The 16,598-nt window shown below is 37.6% G+C and carries 11 protein-coding genes; 2 read left to right on the forward strand and 9 right to left on the reverse strand.

Going from position 1 to position 16,598, the window contains the following annotated elements:
* Positions 1–295 precede the first annotated feature (295 nt).
* The gene (locus tag QW060_RS00745; RefSeq protein WP_290361819.1) at positions 296–826 is read left to right on the forward strand and encodes a YceI family protein; all 531 of its coding nucleotides are present in this window, start codon (positions 296–298) and stop codon (positions 824–826) included.
* A 78-nt stretch (positions 827–904) separates the two neighbouring features.
* Here the strand turns inward: QW060_RS00745 and QW060_RS00750 are convergent, their stop codons facing one another.
* From QW060_RS00750 to udk, 6 genes are all read right to left on the reverse strand, one after another.
* Positions 905–2,773, reverse strand: a complete 1,869-nt coding sequence (locus tag QW060_RS00750) for a M56 family metallopeptidase (RefSeq protein ID WP_290361820.1) — start codon at positions 2,771–2,773, stop codon at positions 905–907.
* 3 nt (positions 2,774–2,776) lie between these two features.
* Complete coding sequence (locus QW060_RS00755; RefSeq protein ID WP_290361821.1) at positions 2,777–3,145, reverse strand: BlaI/MecI/CopY family transcriptional regulator; 369 nt, start codon at positions 3,143–3,145, stop codon at positions 2,777–2,779.
* Between the two features lie 200 nt (positions 3,146–3,345).
* Complete coding sequence (gene scpA / locus QW060_RS00760; RefSeq protein WP_290364656.1) at positions 3,346–5,478, reverse strand: methylmalonyl-CoA mutase; 2,133 nt, start codon at positions 5,476–5,478, stop codon at positions 3,346–3,348.
* Between the two features lie 2 nt (positions 5,479–5,480).
* The gene (locus QW060_RS00765) at positions 5,481–6,860 is read right to left on the reverse strand and encodes a methylmalonyl-CoA mutase subunit beta (protein WP_290361822.1); all 1,380 of its coding nucleotides are present in this window, start codon (positions 6,858–6,860) and stop codon (positions 5,481–5,483) included.
* A 12-nt stretch (positions 6,861–6,872) separates the two neighbouring features.
* Positions 6,873–7,223, reverse strand: coding sequence for an FtsB family cell division protein (locus QW060_RS00770; protein WP_290361823.1), 351 nt, complete (start codon positions 7,221–7,223; stop codon positions 6,873–6,875).
* Complete coding sequence (gene udk, locus QW060_RS00775; RefSeq protein WP_290361824.1) at positions 7,220–7,837, reverse strand: uridine kinase; 618 nt, start codon at positions 7,835–7,837, stop codon at positions 7,220–7,222. The genes QW060_RS00770 and udk overlap by 4 nt, the downstream gene beginning before the upstream one ends.
* 217 nt (positions 7,838–8,054) lie before the next feature.
* On the opposite strand from udk, the gene QW060_RS00780 reads away from it, so the two are divergent.
* On the forward strand, positions 8,055–13,898 hold the full coding sequence (locus QW060_RS00780; protein WP_290361825.1) for a T9SS type B sorting domain-containing protein: 5,844 nt from the start codon (positions 8,055–8,057) through the stop codon (positions 13,896–13,898).
* Between the two features lie 104 nt (positions 13,899–14,002).
* Here the strand turns inward: QW060_RS00780 and QW060_RS00785 are convergent, their stop codons facing one another.
* The 3 genes from QW060_RS00785 to QW060_RS00795 form a co-directional block, all read right to left on the reverse strand.
* On the reverse strand, positions 14,003–14,635 hold the full coding sequence (locus tag QW060_RS00785; RefSeq protein ID WP_290364657.1) for a carbonic anhydrase: 633 nt from the start codon (positions 14,633–14,635) through the stop codon (positions 14,003–14,005).
* Between the two features lie 29 nt (positions 14,636–14,664).
* The gene (locus tag QW060_RS00790; protein WP_290361826.1) at positions 14,665–16,212 is read right to left on the reverse strand and encodes a SulP family inorganic anion transporter; all 1,548 of its coding nucleotides are present in this window, start codon (positions 16,210–16,212) and stop codon (positions 14,665–14,667) included.
* Between the two features lie 74 nt (positions 16,213–16,286).
* Positions 16,287–16,592: a hypothetical protein gene (locus QW060_RS00795; protein WP_290361827.1), complete on the reverse strand. Its 306-nt coding sequence runs from the start codon at positions 16,590–16,592 to the stop codon at positions 16,287–16,289.
* Positions 16,593–16,598 lie beyond the last annotated feature (6 nt).

The raw sequence follows: 16,598 nt of genomic DNA on the forward strand, positions 1-16,598 counted from the left end.
AAATGTTTATAAAAGTGTTTTTTGTTAGCTAACATAACGAAACTATATAAAATAATTCTCCTTAAACGTTATAAAAAAGTTAAAAAAATACATTATATTGTTTTTTAAAACTATTATTTGTATAATAATATAAATTTTTTAGTTTGTTTTTTTAGCGAATATTAGCAAGTTGGGATTTGATTTTTTTGATTTCGATTGATTGATTATAAAGATGACGTTTTTTGAAGAGGAAATTAATCCAGAACATGTTTGAGCTATTGACAAGTTTGTATATTTGATATAAAAAGTATCCTGTATGACACAAACAATATGGCACATAGATAAAGAACACTCTGATGTTCAGTTTAAAATAAAACATCTTGTAATTTCAAATGTTACAGGTGTTTTTAAGGAGTTTTCGGGAGTGATGATGACTTCAGATCATGATTTTGATGGTGCACAGGTAGAATTTGGTATTGAGGTAAAAAGCATTGATACCAATCAACCGGTTAGAGATGAGCACTTAAGAAGTTCTGATTTCTTCGAAGCAGACGTGTACCCCAAGATTGAGTTTGTTACGACTTCTTTCAAAAGGAGAGAAGAAGCTATTTTTGAGATCATCGGAAATCTTACCATGAAAGGGATTACCAAAGAAACGGTATTTCAGGCGCTGTATGGAGGAAAGGTTACAACAGCTGAAGGCATTGAAAAAGCGGGGTTTGAAATCACCGGAATCGTAGACCGAAAGGAATTTGGAATTACCTTTAATGCGCTTACAGAGACCGGAGGTCTGATGCTTGGAGAGAAAATCCATGTCACTGCTAATATTCAAATGAATAAGCAATAAAAAAGAGCTGATATTATCAGCTCTTTTTTGTAACTAATTGGAATAATAATATATAAAAGTAATCGTATCGGGGTGCGGTTAAGCATTGTTTAAAAGTGCTTTTTCTCTTCTCTCTAAAGCTTTTTCTCTTAATTTCTGCATTTTTTCGCTCTCTTTTTCTATATGTTTTGTTCTTTTTTCAATTGATTCTTCAATCTTTTTGGCAATAACTTCTATTCTTTTTTGTTCTTTTTCTGAATATTTTTCCGCTATTTTTTGTGCTATTGCGATCTGTTTTTCACTCAGTACAATTTGTTTCTGAGCAAAAGCGGAGGCTTTTTCCTGTAGTGCCTGTATGCGCAGCGATTCGGCATTGAGCATTTCTTTTCTTGTGTATTCAATTTGCTTTTGCAGCCGAACTGAAGCTTGTTCTGCCTTTACAGATGCATTGTTCCGTTTGGTTGTAATTCTGATTGTTCCTCTGCTGTCTTGTGCATTATTTTCTACTTCGTTATTACGGTTTATTTCGATAAGTTGAATTTCATCGGGTAAAATCTTGCTTAGCTCATCTTTAGAAACTTTTTTTCCGTCAATAAAATAAACGGGCTGATCAGACTGAATAAAAACGGTTTCTCCATCAGTAATTTCAACAACAGCAGTCGCTGCAGTAGTTGCAGGATCGGTATTTTTTAAAAGCACGATCTCGTTTTTAGGTTCTTTTTCTGATGTGATAACAAAAGTAGAGGCTTTTTTGGAGGCTTGATTTTGTGTTTGCCAACTGATTCCGTCTGTCTGTTCATTTAGCAATAAATCGTATTTTTTGTTGCCTTTATTTTCAACACTTAATGCCAGAGAAGTAAAAGGTGTTTTCTTTCCAAAACTTCGGGTATAGTTTTCCTTGCCATTTTTCACATGGATATCAAAAGAAACAACCTGATTATTCTTGCGTTGAATGTTAGAAAAACGGGCATTAATTTTATACATTTTTTTCAGCACGTCTTCCATTTTTTTAAAGTCTTCTTTTTCATGACCCGGATAGAGATAAAAGGTCATAACGGAGCGCTTGTCAGAAGTAACTTTTGATGCTTCGACCAGGCGTATTTGTGCCACTGTTTTTATCTGAAATGAGATAAAAAACAAGGCAATAAAAGGAAGTGCCAGTGTAAATTTTAATTTTTTCATATTTTTTGATTTTTGAGTGTTAAGCATAATGATACGTTTTTTTACCTCTATGGCATTAAATGAAGTCGCCAGTTTGTTATTGGTGACGGCAAGTGTGGTAAGCAGTGTTTTTTGATAGGTATAAGAATGCGTTTCTTTAGTGACCTCAGCATCTACGAGATATTCCAGATTTAGCCGTATGCTTTTCTTCATGAAAATAATTGCCGGATTTATCCAGAAAAAACAGTGAAGAATTTCCATAAAAAGAATGTCGAAACTATGACCTTGTTTTACATGTACTTTTTCATGAATTATAATGGTGTAAATATCTTTCATTTCCTGATATTGGGCAGGCAGAATAATCCATTTTATAAACGAGAACGCATTGTTGATTTGGCGGTTATATAAAACGCCCCTAATTGAAGTGTCTCTTTTACTATAAACAATAATACGGGTAAGCTTGTATAGGGCTTTAATAAAACGAAATAACATCCATAAAAGTCCGATGATATAAAAAGCCAACAGAACGTTTTCTACAGTAAACAAATGTTCAATTTCTTCCTTTACGATGCCTTGTGTTGTATTGTTCACAAGCTTTTGTTCGGTATCTGTTGTCTGTTGATGAATAATTTCTACTGTTTTATATGTATATATAATAGGTAGTATCAGTGAAATAATTATTCCTCCGATAAAATAATACCGAATAAGCTTAAAAAAAGTTTCTTTTTTCAAAAAAATCAGGTAGAATACAGTAAAGAAAATCAATAGTAGATTTACTTTGAAGACATACATCAATATATTTTCCATCATTTATTTCTTTGGTTTGCTTTTTTCAATAATGGCCATAATTTCGTCGTAATCACTTTGAGTGATAGATTCATCTTTTACAAAATAGCTTACAAGATCAGAAACAGAATTATCAAAATACTTTATTATGGAGTCTTTTACATACACACTTCTATACGCTTCTTTTGTGATAACAGGAAAGTACTGATGCGATTTTCCATAAGCACGATGTCCTACAAAACCTTTATCTTCAAGAATTCGTACAATTGTTGATAGGGTGTTATAATGAGGTTTTGGGGCCTCTGTCGCTTCCAGTATATCGTTAATAAATGCATTTTCCAGTTTCCATAAAATCTGCATGATTTCTTCTTCTTTGTTTGTCAGCTTTTCCATATTAGTTTTTTTATAATTCAAATATATAACTAATTTTTTAGTTTCAAAACTAATTATATAGTTATAACACTAATTTTTTAGTTTTATTGTGTAACTATAATTTTATCATGTGATTGAATAGTTTTTTGTATTACAGGTGTTATATTATTGAATACAGATTAATGAACAATAAAAAAGAGCTGTCAACTGACAGCTCTTTTTTATTGTTCATCTCCAATGAGAATTTCTAAAATGCTGATTGCCGCATCGCTGATACGGGTACCCGGTCCGAAAACGGCTACGGCTCCTACATCAAACAAAAATTGGTAATCTTGTGCAGGGATTACACCTCCCACAATAATCATGATATCTTCACGACCGTACTTTTTTAGTTCTTCAATTACCTGAGGCACCAATGTTTTGTGTCCGGCAGCAAGAGATGAAACTCCTAAAACATGCACGTCGTTTTCTACAGCTTGTTTCGCAGCTTCTTCAGGAGTTTGAAACAGAGGACCGATATCTACATCAAATCCGACATCTGCATATCCTGTTGCAACAACTTTTGCTCCGCGGTCATGACCGTCTTGTCCCATTTTGGCAATCATAATACGCGGACGTCTTCCTTCCATTTTGGCAAACTTATCTGCCAGTTCCTGTGCTTTTTTAAAGCTGCTGTCTTCTTTTATTTCTTTGCTGTACACACCGCTAAAAGATTTAATTTGTGCTTTATACCTTCCGTAAATAGCTTCGAGAGCATCACTTATTTCTCCTAAGGTAGCCCTTAGTTCAGCCGCTTCAATAGCCAGAGCCAGAAGATTTCCTTCTCCGGATTTTGCTGCGTTGGTCAGATTTTCTAAAGCCACTCTTACTTTTTCAGTATCGCGGGTTGCTTTAATATGGTTGAGACGTTCGATTTGTTGCTTGCGAACGATTTGATTGTCTACTTCTAAAATTTGTAAGGGATCTTCCTTTTCCAACCGGTATTTGTTGACCCCTACAATAATGTCCTGCCCGCTGTCTATACGGGCCTGTTTTCTTGCAGCAGCTTCTTCGATGCGCAATTTTGGAATACCCGCTTCAATAGCTTTGGTCATTCCGCCAAGTTCTTCTACTTCTTCAATCAGTTTCCATGCTTTTTCAGCAATTTCAGCAGTTAAGGATTCTACATAATAGCTTCCTGCCCATGGATCTACTGTTTTACATATTTTGGTTTCTTCCTGTAAGAATATTTGTGTATTACGTGCAATACGTGCAGAGAAGTCAGTAGGTAAGGCGATAGCTTCATCCAATGCATTGGTATGCAGAGACTGAGTACCTCCGAAAGCAGCAGCGGCTGCTTCAATAGCCGTACGTGCTACATTATTAAAAGGATCTTGTTCGGTAAGGCTCCATCCTGAAGTCTGGCAGTGTGTTCGCAAAGCCAGAGATTTATCAGATTCCGGTTGAAACTGCTTCAATAATTTTGCCCAGATCATGCGTCCGGCACGCATTTTAGCAATTTCCATAAAATGGTTCATTCCTATAGCCCAGAAAAAAGAAAGACGTGGTGCGAATTCATCAACTTTCATTCCTGCTGCAAGTCCCGTACGGATATATTCAAGACCGTCAGCCAATGTATAAGCAAGTTCAATATCAGCAGTGGCACCAGCTTCCTGCATATGATATCCTGAAATAGAAATCGAGTTAAACTTAGGCATGTTTTTACTCGTGTATTCAAAGATATCTGCAATAATTTTCATAGAAGGTGTAGGTGGGTAAATATAGGTATTACGCACCATAAACTCTTTGAGAATATCATTCTGAATGGTTCCGGAAAGCAACTTTTCACTTACGCCCTGTTCTTTTGCCGCTACAATATAAAACGCCATAATCGGTAAAACAGCACCGTTCATGGTCATCGAAACCGACATTTCGTCTAAAGGAATCTGGTCAAAAAGAACCTTCATATCTTCAACACTGTCAATGGCAACTCCGGCTTTCCCGACATCGCCCATTACGCGTTCGTGATCAGAATCATAACCGCGGTGTGTAGCGAGATCAAAAGCTACAGAAAGACCTTTCTGTCCTGCCGCCAGATTTCTTCTATAAAAGGCATTACTTTCTTCAGCGGTAGAAAATCCAGCATATTGGCGTATCGTCCATGGACGTCTTACATACATAGTAGCATACGGACCTCGCAGGTTCGGCGCGAAGCCTGCGGCAAAGCCGATCTGTTCCAGAGATGCTATGTCTTCTGGTTGGTAAGTTTCTTTTACTTCAATACCTTCTGCAGTGGTAAAGGTAGACTGCTGAGAAGGATTACTGTTGCCTGCTCCGGTTGGCAGTTGCAAATGTTGAATGTCTTTTCTCATCAGTTTTATTTTACAGTAGGATTTTTTTCTTCTTCTAAACGTTTCTCTTCAATATTCTCAGACAGACGTTTCTCAATAATTGGTTTTATAAGTGTTTTTCTGGCATTTTTCTTCACAAATGGATACAGTTCCAGATCATGAGCCATCCGGTCGTTCGGATTCGGAAATTTATTGGTTCCGAGTAACACTTCCTTTCCTGTGTTAAAAAGTTCCTGTTCTTTTTCTGCGCTTTCGTTAATTTTTCTCTGAATGGTTCCTTCAATCAATTGTGTAATGAAGCCTCCGTTTTTTTCAATATCTTTAAAAAGAACCAATGCTTTTTCTGCGAGTTGTGCCGTAAGGCTCTCAATATAATAAGCTCCGTCAGCAGGATTATTTACCTTGTCAAAATAGCTTTCATTTTTTAGAATAAGCAATTGGTTTCTTGAGATACGGTCACCAAATTCATTTGTTTTATGATACAGCGCATCGTAACTCATGTTTTCAACAGCATCAGCTCCACCAATAATAGCACTCATACATTCAGTAGTGGTTCGCAGCATGTTTACATTGTAATCATACAGTGTTTTATTTCGTCTGGTTGGTGTCGCCTGAATATGAATTTTTATATCCTTATGGTATTCTTTAGTAAGAAGATCTGTCAGAAGGCGAAGGGCCCGTAATTTGGCAATCTCAAAAAAATAATTGGTGCCTACAGCTGTTTTGATTAAAATGGTACCTGCATAGTTGGGAATCCGATTCAGATATTCATTTAGATGCGCCATTGTGTAAGCGAGCTGTTGCGTTATATTCGCTCCCGCATTCTGATACAGCTGTGCGTTGATGCTTACTAAATTGATGTTTTTATAATGAGAAATACTTGTATTTAATAACGAAAAATCGGTATTCAAATCTTTAAACCAATTTCCTTCATGAGCTAGTTGATGTATGGGATCGACTACAACAAAAATTTCAAAAGAAGATTTTGAAGCTTCTTCATTTATTTTTTTGATAAAAGATTCTGAAAAGAAAGGCAATTCTATATACAACACCAGTTTTTCTGCTTTAATACCAGCCAGCAATTGTTGTATATCTATAGTGTCATCTGCGATCGTCAACCGAAGGCTTTCAGCTCCTCGTGTAAGGCTGTTTTGAATGGTGTCAATTGATTTTTCAACATTCTTTACAAATATGTGCTGAAGAATGCTGAATTGAGTTACAGAAGTTTGTATCGGCAGGCTCAGATGATCTGAATCTGCATGATAGAATGGTTTTACTTTTATGCCTTCGAGGCTTTCCCAAATGAGCGTTTCATTATAGTCTGCACCTTTTAGTTCGTATTGAATTTGATTTTTCCATTCTTTTGAACTTACCTTTTCAAATTCATTAAATAAATGCTCACTCATAGATACTATTATTTATTTTGTAGATTCGTCTGATGCGGCATCATTGCCATTATCCATCTCAATAATATAGATGTCTTCATTGTCCCGCTTCATATAATATTTTTCCCGGGCATATTTCTCTACTTCCTCCATTTTATGGAGTTTATTGATGTATACCTCGTCTTTATGAATTTCTTCCTGATAATAGGCTTTATTGTCTTCGAGTTTGTTGATCTCTTTGTCTATTTCCCGTTGATCAAATAAAGAATAAGTGTCAAAAAATACCAGCCATATCACAAAAAACAAGGTAACCAATACAAACCGGTTAGTCAACCATTTTAGTAAAGGATATTGTGTAATTAATGCTGCTATTTTTCGTTTCATTGGTCTACAGTTATTTTTTCATTAATAACAGATCTCACAATATCAATTGCCACTGTATTATAAGTATCATTTGGGATGATAATATCTGCAAATGCTTTTGATGGTTCTATAAATTGTTCATGCATTGGTTTCAAAGTAGTCTGGTATCTGGATAATACCTCTTCCATATCTCTGCCTCTTTCTGCAATATCTCTTTTTAAACGGCGAATCAGCCGCTCATCAGAATCAGCATGAACAAATATTTTTATATCAAATAAATTTCTCAATTCAGGATTGGAAAGAATTAGAATTCCTTCAATAATCATCACTTTTCTTGGATGCGTTAGTATATAATCATCTGTTCTGTTGTGATGTACAAACGAATAGACCGGCTGATGAATGCTTTTATTGTTTTTAAGCTCTTTGAGATGTTGTGTCAATAATTCAAAATCGATCGCTCTCGGATGATCAAAATTAATCAACGCTCTTTCTTCAAAACTCAAATGATCATTGGTTTTGTAATAAGCGTCCTGAGAAATAATACCTACTTCGTTTTCAGGCAGTTCTCTCATAATCTGATGTACAACAGTTGTTTTTCCGCTACCTGTTCCTCCAGCGATTCCTATCACTAACATAGTTCTAAATATTTTTACAAAAATAGAAATATTTAAGTAATGTTGGGGGAGTAATATTTTTAAATTATCTGTATAAAAACGCATAATTTTTTAAAAGTAATTGTTAAAAGTTTTCTTATCTCAAAAAAAAAATTAACTTTATGCGATTTTAATTAAATAATTTGATTGTAGGTATATGTTCAAAACTATTTTTAATAAAATAATACTACTACTTTGTTTGTTATTTTTTACTGCATCGGGGTACTCCCAATATTCTCAAAAACATTATATCGCACCCGCTCCATGGCAATATTGGAGTACTGCAAATGAAATTGTTATCTCTACGGCTTCTCCGGGACAGATAGAAGTTACTCTTGAAAAGAGTGACGGAACTTTTATTACCAATCTTACAGTAACAGCCAATATTCCTATTTCTTACAGGTTTTTAGGCGTTGCGGCCAACTTGCAAAGAAATGCTGTTAATACCTTATATAATGATCGCGGACTGATTGTTACAGCAACGGCTCCTGTCATTGTAAATATGCGAAACATTGCTTCGGATGCCATAGGACTTACCAATGCTACTATAAAGGGGAATGCTTCTCTTGTAAGTTTTGGTGATGAAGGAATTGGAACAGAGTTTCGGGTAGGGTATTATCGTTCCAGTTTTACCGGTTTAAATACCTCACAGCCCATTTATTCGGTAATGGCGATTGAAGACGGAACAGAAGTAATAGTTGATGGTGGAGCTCCAATTGCATTAAATGCAGGTCAAAGTCAATTGTTTACAGCTCCTTTAGGCTCTTTGATGACTGCGAATAAACCTGTTGTTGCCAATGTTGGTAGTTATGGAGATACTCCTCAGGCTTGTGGAGGAAACGGAGAGGATGGAACGTTCGATCAAATGGCTCCAAATAACGTCTTAGGAAATCAATTTCTCGTAGTAAGAGGAAGTGGAGCTGCCGGAACGGGTGCAAATCATCCTGAGCAGAGTACAATAGTTGCCACTCAGCCGGGAACACTTGTAAATGTTAAAAATTATGATGCAGCTGGTGTTTTACTCAACTCTACGGATTATGAATTACTGTTGGCAGGAAATTTTCAGACTTTTCATCACGGAGATGCTACCAATCAGTATTCCTCTTCTTTGATTGTTTCTAATAATCCGATTACAGTATATTCAGGTACTGCAGTTGCCTGTGAAACAGATGTTTCTACAGTACTGCCTATTGGTGGTTGTGCCGGAGCATCTGATGTGCGAACCCGAAAGTTCATTAGCTTCAACAATACCGATTTACCTTATTTCGGATATACGATCATTGAATCGGCTACAGAGCCCGTTTTTATAAACGGATTGAATATTGAAACAGTAACGGGGATACCGCGTACTGCAATTGGTACTTCCGGTTTTTACATGATTCGTTTTAATAATATTAATATAGGAAATCCGGTTGAAATCATTCTTACTTCCAATGCCCGACTAACAACGAGTCTCGTACAGCAGGGAGAAGGGTTTTCCATGTCCGGATTTTTCTCTGCATTTAGTGACAGCCCTGCGCAACCACTAGCTCCAAATGAACAGGATGGCTGTGGTATTGAATTGTCAACAACAACAGGTTTGGAACCCTATCAATGGTATCTAAACGGTAATCCAATCGATGGAGCTAACCAAAGTACTTATATCGCTTTGGAGACAGGAAACTATTCGGTTCGCGGTACAAGAGAATGCGGACTTACTGCTATTTCATCTCCATTATTTGTTGAAGTTGTTCCATGTACAGATCTTGCGATTCAAAAAGAAGTTGAACAAAATAACAGCGGCGTATTCTTTCAGATTACCGTTTCTAATATTGGCGGATTCGAAGATCCTAATGTGTTGGTAACAGATGTATTGCCTACCGGTTATACTTTTGTCACTGCTACTCCGAGCCAAGGTACGTATGATCCGATCTCAGGTGTATGGACGGTTGGTGCTCTTGCTCCTGATGCCTCTGCTACCTTAACAATTGAAGTTTTCATCAATGTTACTGGTGACTATTTAAATACCGCAAGTGTTAAGGGAGATAATGTAGATTTGAATCAGGATAATAATGTCGATACAGCTATTATTACCGATTTGGAAGAATTGGCACCTTTACAAAATCTGGCAATATGTGCAGATCAGCCAAATTCATTTGACCTGACTGTTCAGTCGGCTATTGTATATTATGGTCAGTTAGGTTACCTGGTTACGTACCATCATTCTCTAAACGAGGCCAACTCGAATACAGGAGCGATTCAGGAACCTGAATTATCCAATTATCAGGCAACAGATGGTGAAACCATTTGGGTGCGTGTTTCTCAGGAAGATAATATCTCTATTTACGCCACTACCTCTTTCCGTTTGTTTATCCATCCACTACCGGTAGCGAATACCAATCGCCTGCCTATGTATGGTTGTGAGATCAACGGTTCCGGATTTGCTAACTTTAATTTAGCGCTAAATCAGTCTAATATCATCGGCACGGCTACAGGTATTAACCTGAGCTATTATCAGACCGAGGCAGAAGCGGAAAACGGAGGACCTTCTCTTCCATTGAACTATACAGGACCTCAGGGTACTTTATATGTGAGAGTAGAATATGCAGCTACAGGATGTTTTATAGTTGTAGAACAGCAATTACTCATCAGAAATACACCAATTGCGAATCCTGTTGGACCTGTTACGTATTGTGATCCTAACAATGATGGTTTTGGTATTTTCAACCTTGAAGCCTTAAAAATCCAGATAGCAGGTAATCCTATTCCAGCGGGTATCCAGGTAAGTTTCCATGAGACACTTAGCGATGCTCAAAACAACGTATTACCGATCAATCAGGTGGTGAACTATGTAAACATCACACCAAATGCACAAACCATCTATGCAAGAGTAGGGTATATCAACTCTTCCTGTTCGAGTATTGTTCCGGTAACTCTCATAGTAAACCCAACACCAGATGTTATAGGTAATTTAGAATATGCGATTTGTGACGACAACAACGACGGACTGGCTGTTTTTGATCTTACAAGTCAGGCAGGAGTTATTCTGAACGGATTGAATCCGGCAGATTATACCCTGAGCTATCATACCACTTTCGACAATGCGACTTTTGACGTATTTCCAATCAGTAACCCAACAGCTTTCTCTAACCTTACTTCAGAAACTGTTTATGTACGTGTAGAAAACAATACAACGGGATGTTTCCGTGTGGTAACGCTTCATTTAGTAGTGAATGCGAAACCGGTTGTCCCTAATCCGGTACCTACTTACCAGTTGTGTGATGATAACCATGATGGTTTTATGATCTTCAACCTGGCGAGCCGAATACCTGCGATCACCAATAACCAAAGCAACCTCCTGGTTACGTTCCACTATACAGCAGCAGATGCACAGAATGATGTTGCCCCTCTGCCAATGAACTACCAGAATGCGGTACAAAACGTACAGACATTACATGTTCGTGTAGAAGATGCACGTACGGGATGCTTCACCCTAACCACAATGGACATCCGTGTAAGTCCGGCCCCTGTTCTTCATATTCCTGCAGCTCCAATTGCAGTTTGTGCTTCCGGTCAAGGAGGTTTCGGAACCATTGATTTAACCTCTTATGCTGCTTTATTGCTGCAGGGAGAAAACTATACGCTTACGTTCTTTGAAACCGAGAGCAACGCTTTGAACAACCAGGCTCCTATTCAGAATCCTGCACAGTACAACAACCTTCAGGCGAACAATCCTGTGGTATGGGTACGTGCTACAAACCCTGTAACGAACTGTTTTTCAGTATATGCTCTTGCGTTCAAATTAGAGATAGCGCCTATTATGCCATTGACACTTCCAAACTATGTATCGTGTGATACGGTAGGGGATTTATTTGATGGGCTAACGAGTTTTGATCTTACCCAGCAAAGTGCAGCGATCATCGCTTTCCAGCCACAGCCTGGTAACTATACGGTTCGTTATTACACCAGCCTTGCATCTGCTACGGCAGGTACGGGATGGATTGCAGATCCTACTGCCTTTGTCAATACCACTAATCCACAAACGATCTGGGTTCGTATCGACAATGCGAATGTCTTATCAGGCGGTTGTTTTGCATTAGGCAGCTTTACCATAGAAGGAAAAACGGCATTGCCATTAGGTACGCCTACACCAATTGTATCGTGTAACGAAGCCTTGCCAAATGATTTCCAAACGGTATTTGACCTTACCATCCGTGAATTACAGATCTTACAGGGAGAGGTTTTTGAAGCGGTAGTTACCTACCACTTAACAGAAACAGAAGCGCGTTCCGGTTCTAATGCGATCGGTAACCCTACAGCATATACCAATACCTCTGCTACACAAACGATCTGGGTTTCTGTTATCAACCAATACGGATGTAGAAGTGTAGTACCGCTTACCCTTCGTGTGCTTCCTTTACCGGAGCCGAACATGACCCCTGCACCTTTAACAGAGTGTGAGATAGAAGACGGAGAAGCAGAATTTAACCTTAGAGATGCAGAAGCAGATATCAGTAACTTTGATAACAACCTAAGCTACGAATACTATTTAACCTTTGGAGATGCCCAATTGGGTAACACAGCTGCAGCGTTAACATTGGAAGAAGCGGAAGCCTTTACCAGTGCGAGTACAACCGTTTATGTACGTGTTTCTACCAAAACCGGAATTCCAAGTGAAAGCTGTTCAGTAGTAGTACCATTAGACTTGATCGTAATTCCTACTCCTGCAGTAGGACCTATGACACCTTTGTTTGTTTGTATCGAGAATGCTCCTGAATACTATAAATTCAATCTGCACGATAAAGACGCTCAGGCGTTGGCGGGACAGGATGCTTCCTTATTCAGTGTACGTTATTACCTTACTGAAGAAGATGCTACGGATGCAATCAATCCATTGCCTTATCTGTATACGAACGTTACCCCAACCGAACAAACGATTTGGGTACGAGTAGAGAATATCGAACACGGATGTTTTGCTATCGCTTCTTTCAACCTTAAAATAGAAGAAGCTGTAAAAGCCTTTACTCCAACTGATGTTACTTTCTGTGATGTTGACGGTGTAAACGACGGATTAACGGTAGTGGATCTAACCGTTATGAGTGCAGATATCATCGGTACTCAACCTGTAACAGGCTTACAGGTACGTTACTATGCCTCTGTACAAAACTATCAGATGGGTATTGTGATCGGTACGCCGACCGCTTACCAGACGGTGAGCAACCCTCAGACGATCATTGCCGAAGTATACAACAATGATTCGAATGAACTGTGTACTGCAACAATTCAGTTTGATATCAATGTTATCGACGGTCCAATCATGAAAGATATTCCGGACGGATTCATCTGTATTGATTACCGTACACAGGAACGTACGGGTTACTTAATGGATACGGGGTTACCAGCAGCGGGTCATACTTTTGTATGGACAAGAAACGGTACGGTAGTAGGAGGTAATACTCCAACTTTCACGGCAACAGAAGCCGGTACTTACACAGTAGAAGTAACAGTAAACGCTACAGGTTGTAAAGCGATACAAACCATCATTGTACAGGATGCACCTGCATTGACTATTGATGTTGTAAACCTTACAGATGGATTCAGTGATACCAATGCCATCGAAGTGATCGTAAGTGGCCCTGCGGGTTACCAATACGAATATGCTTTGGATGAAGGACCTTACCAGGAAGAAAACATCTTTATGAATGTTTCACCAGGAGATCACACAGTTTGGGTACGTGTTAAAAATCAGGCTGGAAACGAGGCTTGTCCTGCGAGTTTAGTAGTAACAGTTTTGAATTACCCTAAATATTTTACACCAAACGGAGATGGTTATAACGATACATGGAATATTCCTGCGTTAAAGAACCAACCAAAGTCAAAAATTTATATCTTTGACCGTCAAGGAAAATTATTAAAACAGATCAGTCCTGCAGGAGCAGGGTGGGATGGAACGTTAAACGGGAAACCACTGCCATCGACTGATTACTGGTTCAAAGTAGAATACATAGAACCAAACACCGGATTACAAAAAGAAGCAACAGGTCACTTCTCGCTCAAACGATAAGAGCTGATGCTTAACCATAGAAAAAGGGAATCAAGTAATTGATTCCCTTTTTTATGTAAATAAAAAAGAGACGATTCATGAATCGTCTCTTCGTATTTTAAAGATTATAAAGTTTCTTTTAAGAACTCTACTTCTCCGCTATCAACATTATAGTAAGCGCCTACAATTCCTATTTCCCCTTTTTCGAACAAATCTTTTAATACTTCACTGTTCTCAAGAATTTCATTCATTGTTCTGATTACGTTGTGTTGCGTTACGGTTTCAATAAACTCTGAAGAAGTAGGCTCTACTCCAGGAAGTTCTTTTTTTACTTCTTCTATAGAAGTGTCAAATTTCTCTAATACAGAAGTAAGTTTTCCTCCTTTTTTTCCTGCTGTAGCTCCGGTTGTAGCCCCACATTTACTGTGGCCTAATACCATGATTAATTTACTACCCACATATTTGCAGGCATATTCCATACTTCCGATCATTTCATCTGTCAAGATGTTTCCAGCAACTCTAAGACTAAAAATATCTCCGATTCCCTGATCGAATATTAACTCAACAGAAGTTCTGCTGTCCATACAGCCTAATACTACAGCAAAAGGAAATTGTCCGTCCTTTGTCTCGTTTACCTGTTGTAGTAAGTTTCTGTTTACTTTTAGATTATTTAAAAAGCGTTGGTTTCCTTCTTTTAGGAATTTTATTGCTTTTTCTGGTGTCATTGTTGCTAATGTTTCTGCTGTATGCGCTTTCATTGAATGGGTGTTGTTATTGTTAAAATTCATTATATGGCTCTTCGGTGGTCTATAATAATAGTATCGTTGTCATCTTTATTGATTTCGAAACTGTTCTTAAAACCCGAGAGCTTTATTTTTATACTCTTTTCTTTTGCGATGTTATTGGCAAAATCCTGAATCAATTCCAAAATATCAGAATGGATATAAACAGATTTCTTCGCGTCAATCCAAACTGTGGCATTTTTAGGTATTTCTTTTAATTTTCTTTTAATTGAAGCTTTGTTCAAGAAAGAAACTTCCTCTGCCAAAGTTATGGTAAAATATTTTCCACTGCCTTCTGCATTTTCGACAAACATGCCTTTTTTTATATTTCCTATCAAAAGAATAATAATACTGAACAACAGTCCTAAACCAACTCCTGTAAGCAAATCGAACACTACGACAGCTGCTAAAGTGATGAAGAACGATAAGAACTGATAAATACCTTTATGCCAAAAATGCTCAAATGTAGCTGGTTTTGCGAGTTTGTATCCTACAAGTAACAAAACTGCGGCTAATGTTGCCAGCGGTATTAAATTTAATATAAAAGGAATAGATAATACACAAATAAGTAATAAAAATCCGTGAATAATTGCTGAGGCTTTGGATTTTGCTCCTGCATTTACGTTTGCAGAACTTCTCACAACTACTGATGTCATTGGTAAACCTCCAATGAATGAGCTGATAAGATTACCTACTCCCTGAGCCTTTAATTCTCTGTTATTATTAGTAGTTCTCTTATATACATCTAATCTGTCTGCAGCTTCGATACACAATAATGTTTCGATAGAAGCTACAATGGCTATTGTAACACCTGTAGTCCATACTACAGGATTTGTAAATCCTTCAAAATTAGGAAGCATAATTAAACTTGCCAGATCTTCAGTACTTCTTACTACAGGTAGTTTTACCAGTTGGTCGTCTCCGATTGCCAAATGGCTGCCCGTTGACAAAAAAATCTGATTAAGTACAATTCCTACTGTTACGGCGATCAACGCTCCTGGCAGCATTTTGAACTTTCTCAAAAAGGCTGATTTTTCCCAGATTAATAAGATGGTAATTGACACGAGTGTGATAAGAATTGTTCCTATATGGAGTGCGCCTATTCCTTTGTCCAGAATAGCTCTATATCCTTCAGTTCCAAGTGCCACAGGTATCTGCTGAATGATGATAATCAGTCCGATTCCGGCAAGCATTCCTTCAATAACACTGTTTGGAAAAAAATTGGCAATAGCTCCGGCTTTTACAAAGCCTAATATCAATTGTACAATTCCGGCAATAATACCGGCACATAAAAAGATATCAAATGCCTGCAAATCTGTAATAGCTACTAAAATGATGGCTGACAAACCTGCAGCAGGACCCGATACACTAACATTGGAATTACTTAAAAATCCGACGACGATACCGCCTATAATACCTGCTATAATCCCTGATAAAGGAGGGGCTCCTGAAGCTAAAGCAATACCCAGACACAAAGGGAGTGCTACTAAAAAAACAACCAGTCCAGAAGCAAAATTCTGCGACAATTCTGTTTTTATATTATTAAAATTCATGATAAAAAAGTTTAAGTTTAAGACAAATTATCCCTATCCCAATAAGAATGGGACGGAAAATACAGTAGTAAAACTTAAACCTGTTCAGGAGGGGGGAGGGGAATTTTTTGAACAATAGGATCTTTCATTGACAAATTAAGATTTTTATCAAATTTTCCTGAACCGTAATCATAGTTAGTAACATTATAAAAATGGTAAGCATTAAGATAATGTACTTCTTCCTCAGATACGGTATTGTTCTTTTTTATATGATTTTCTTCCTCTTCATTGAGGTTCATTCCAGAGTAACAAATGTCCATATCCGCACAGTAAGCCACTGTAGGATAGGCCAGAAAGTTGATAAAGATTATCAGTAATAATATGTTTATTCTCTGAATCATGCTACA

This window comes from Paenimyroides ceti, from assembly GCF_030409925.1.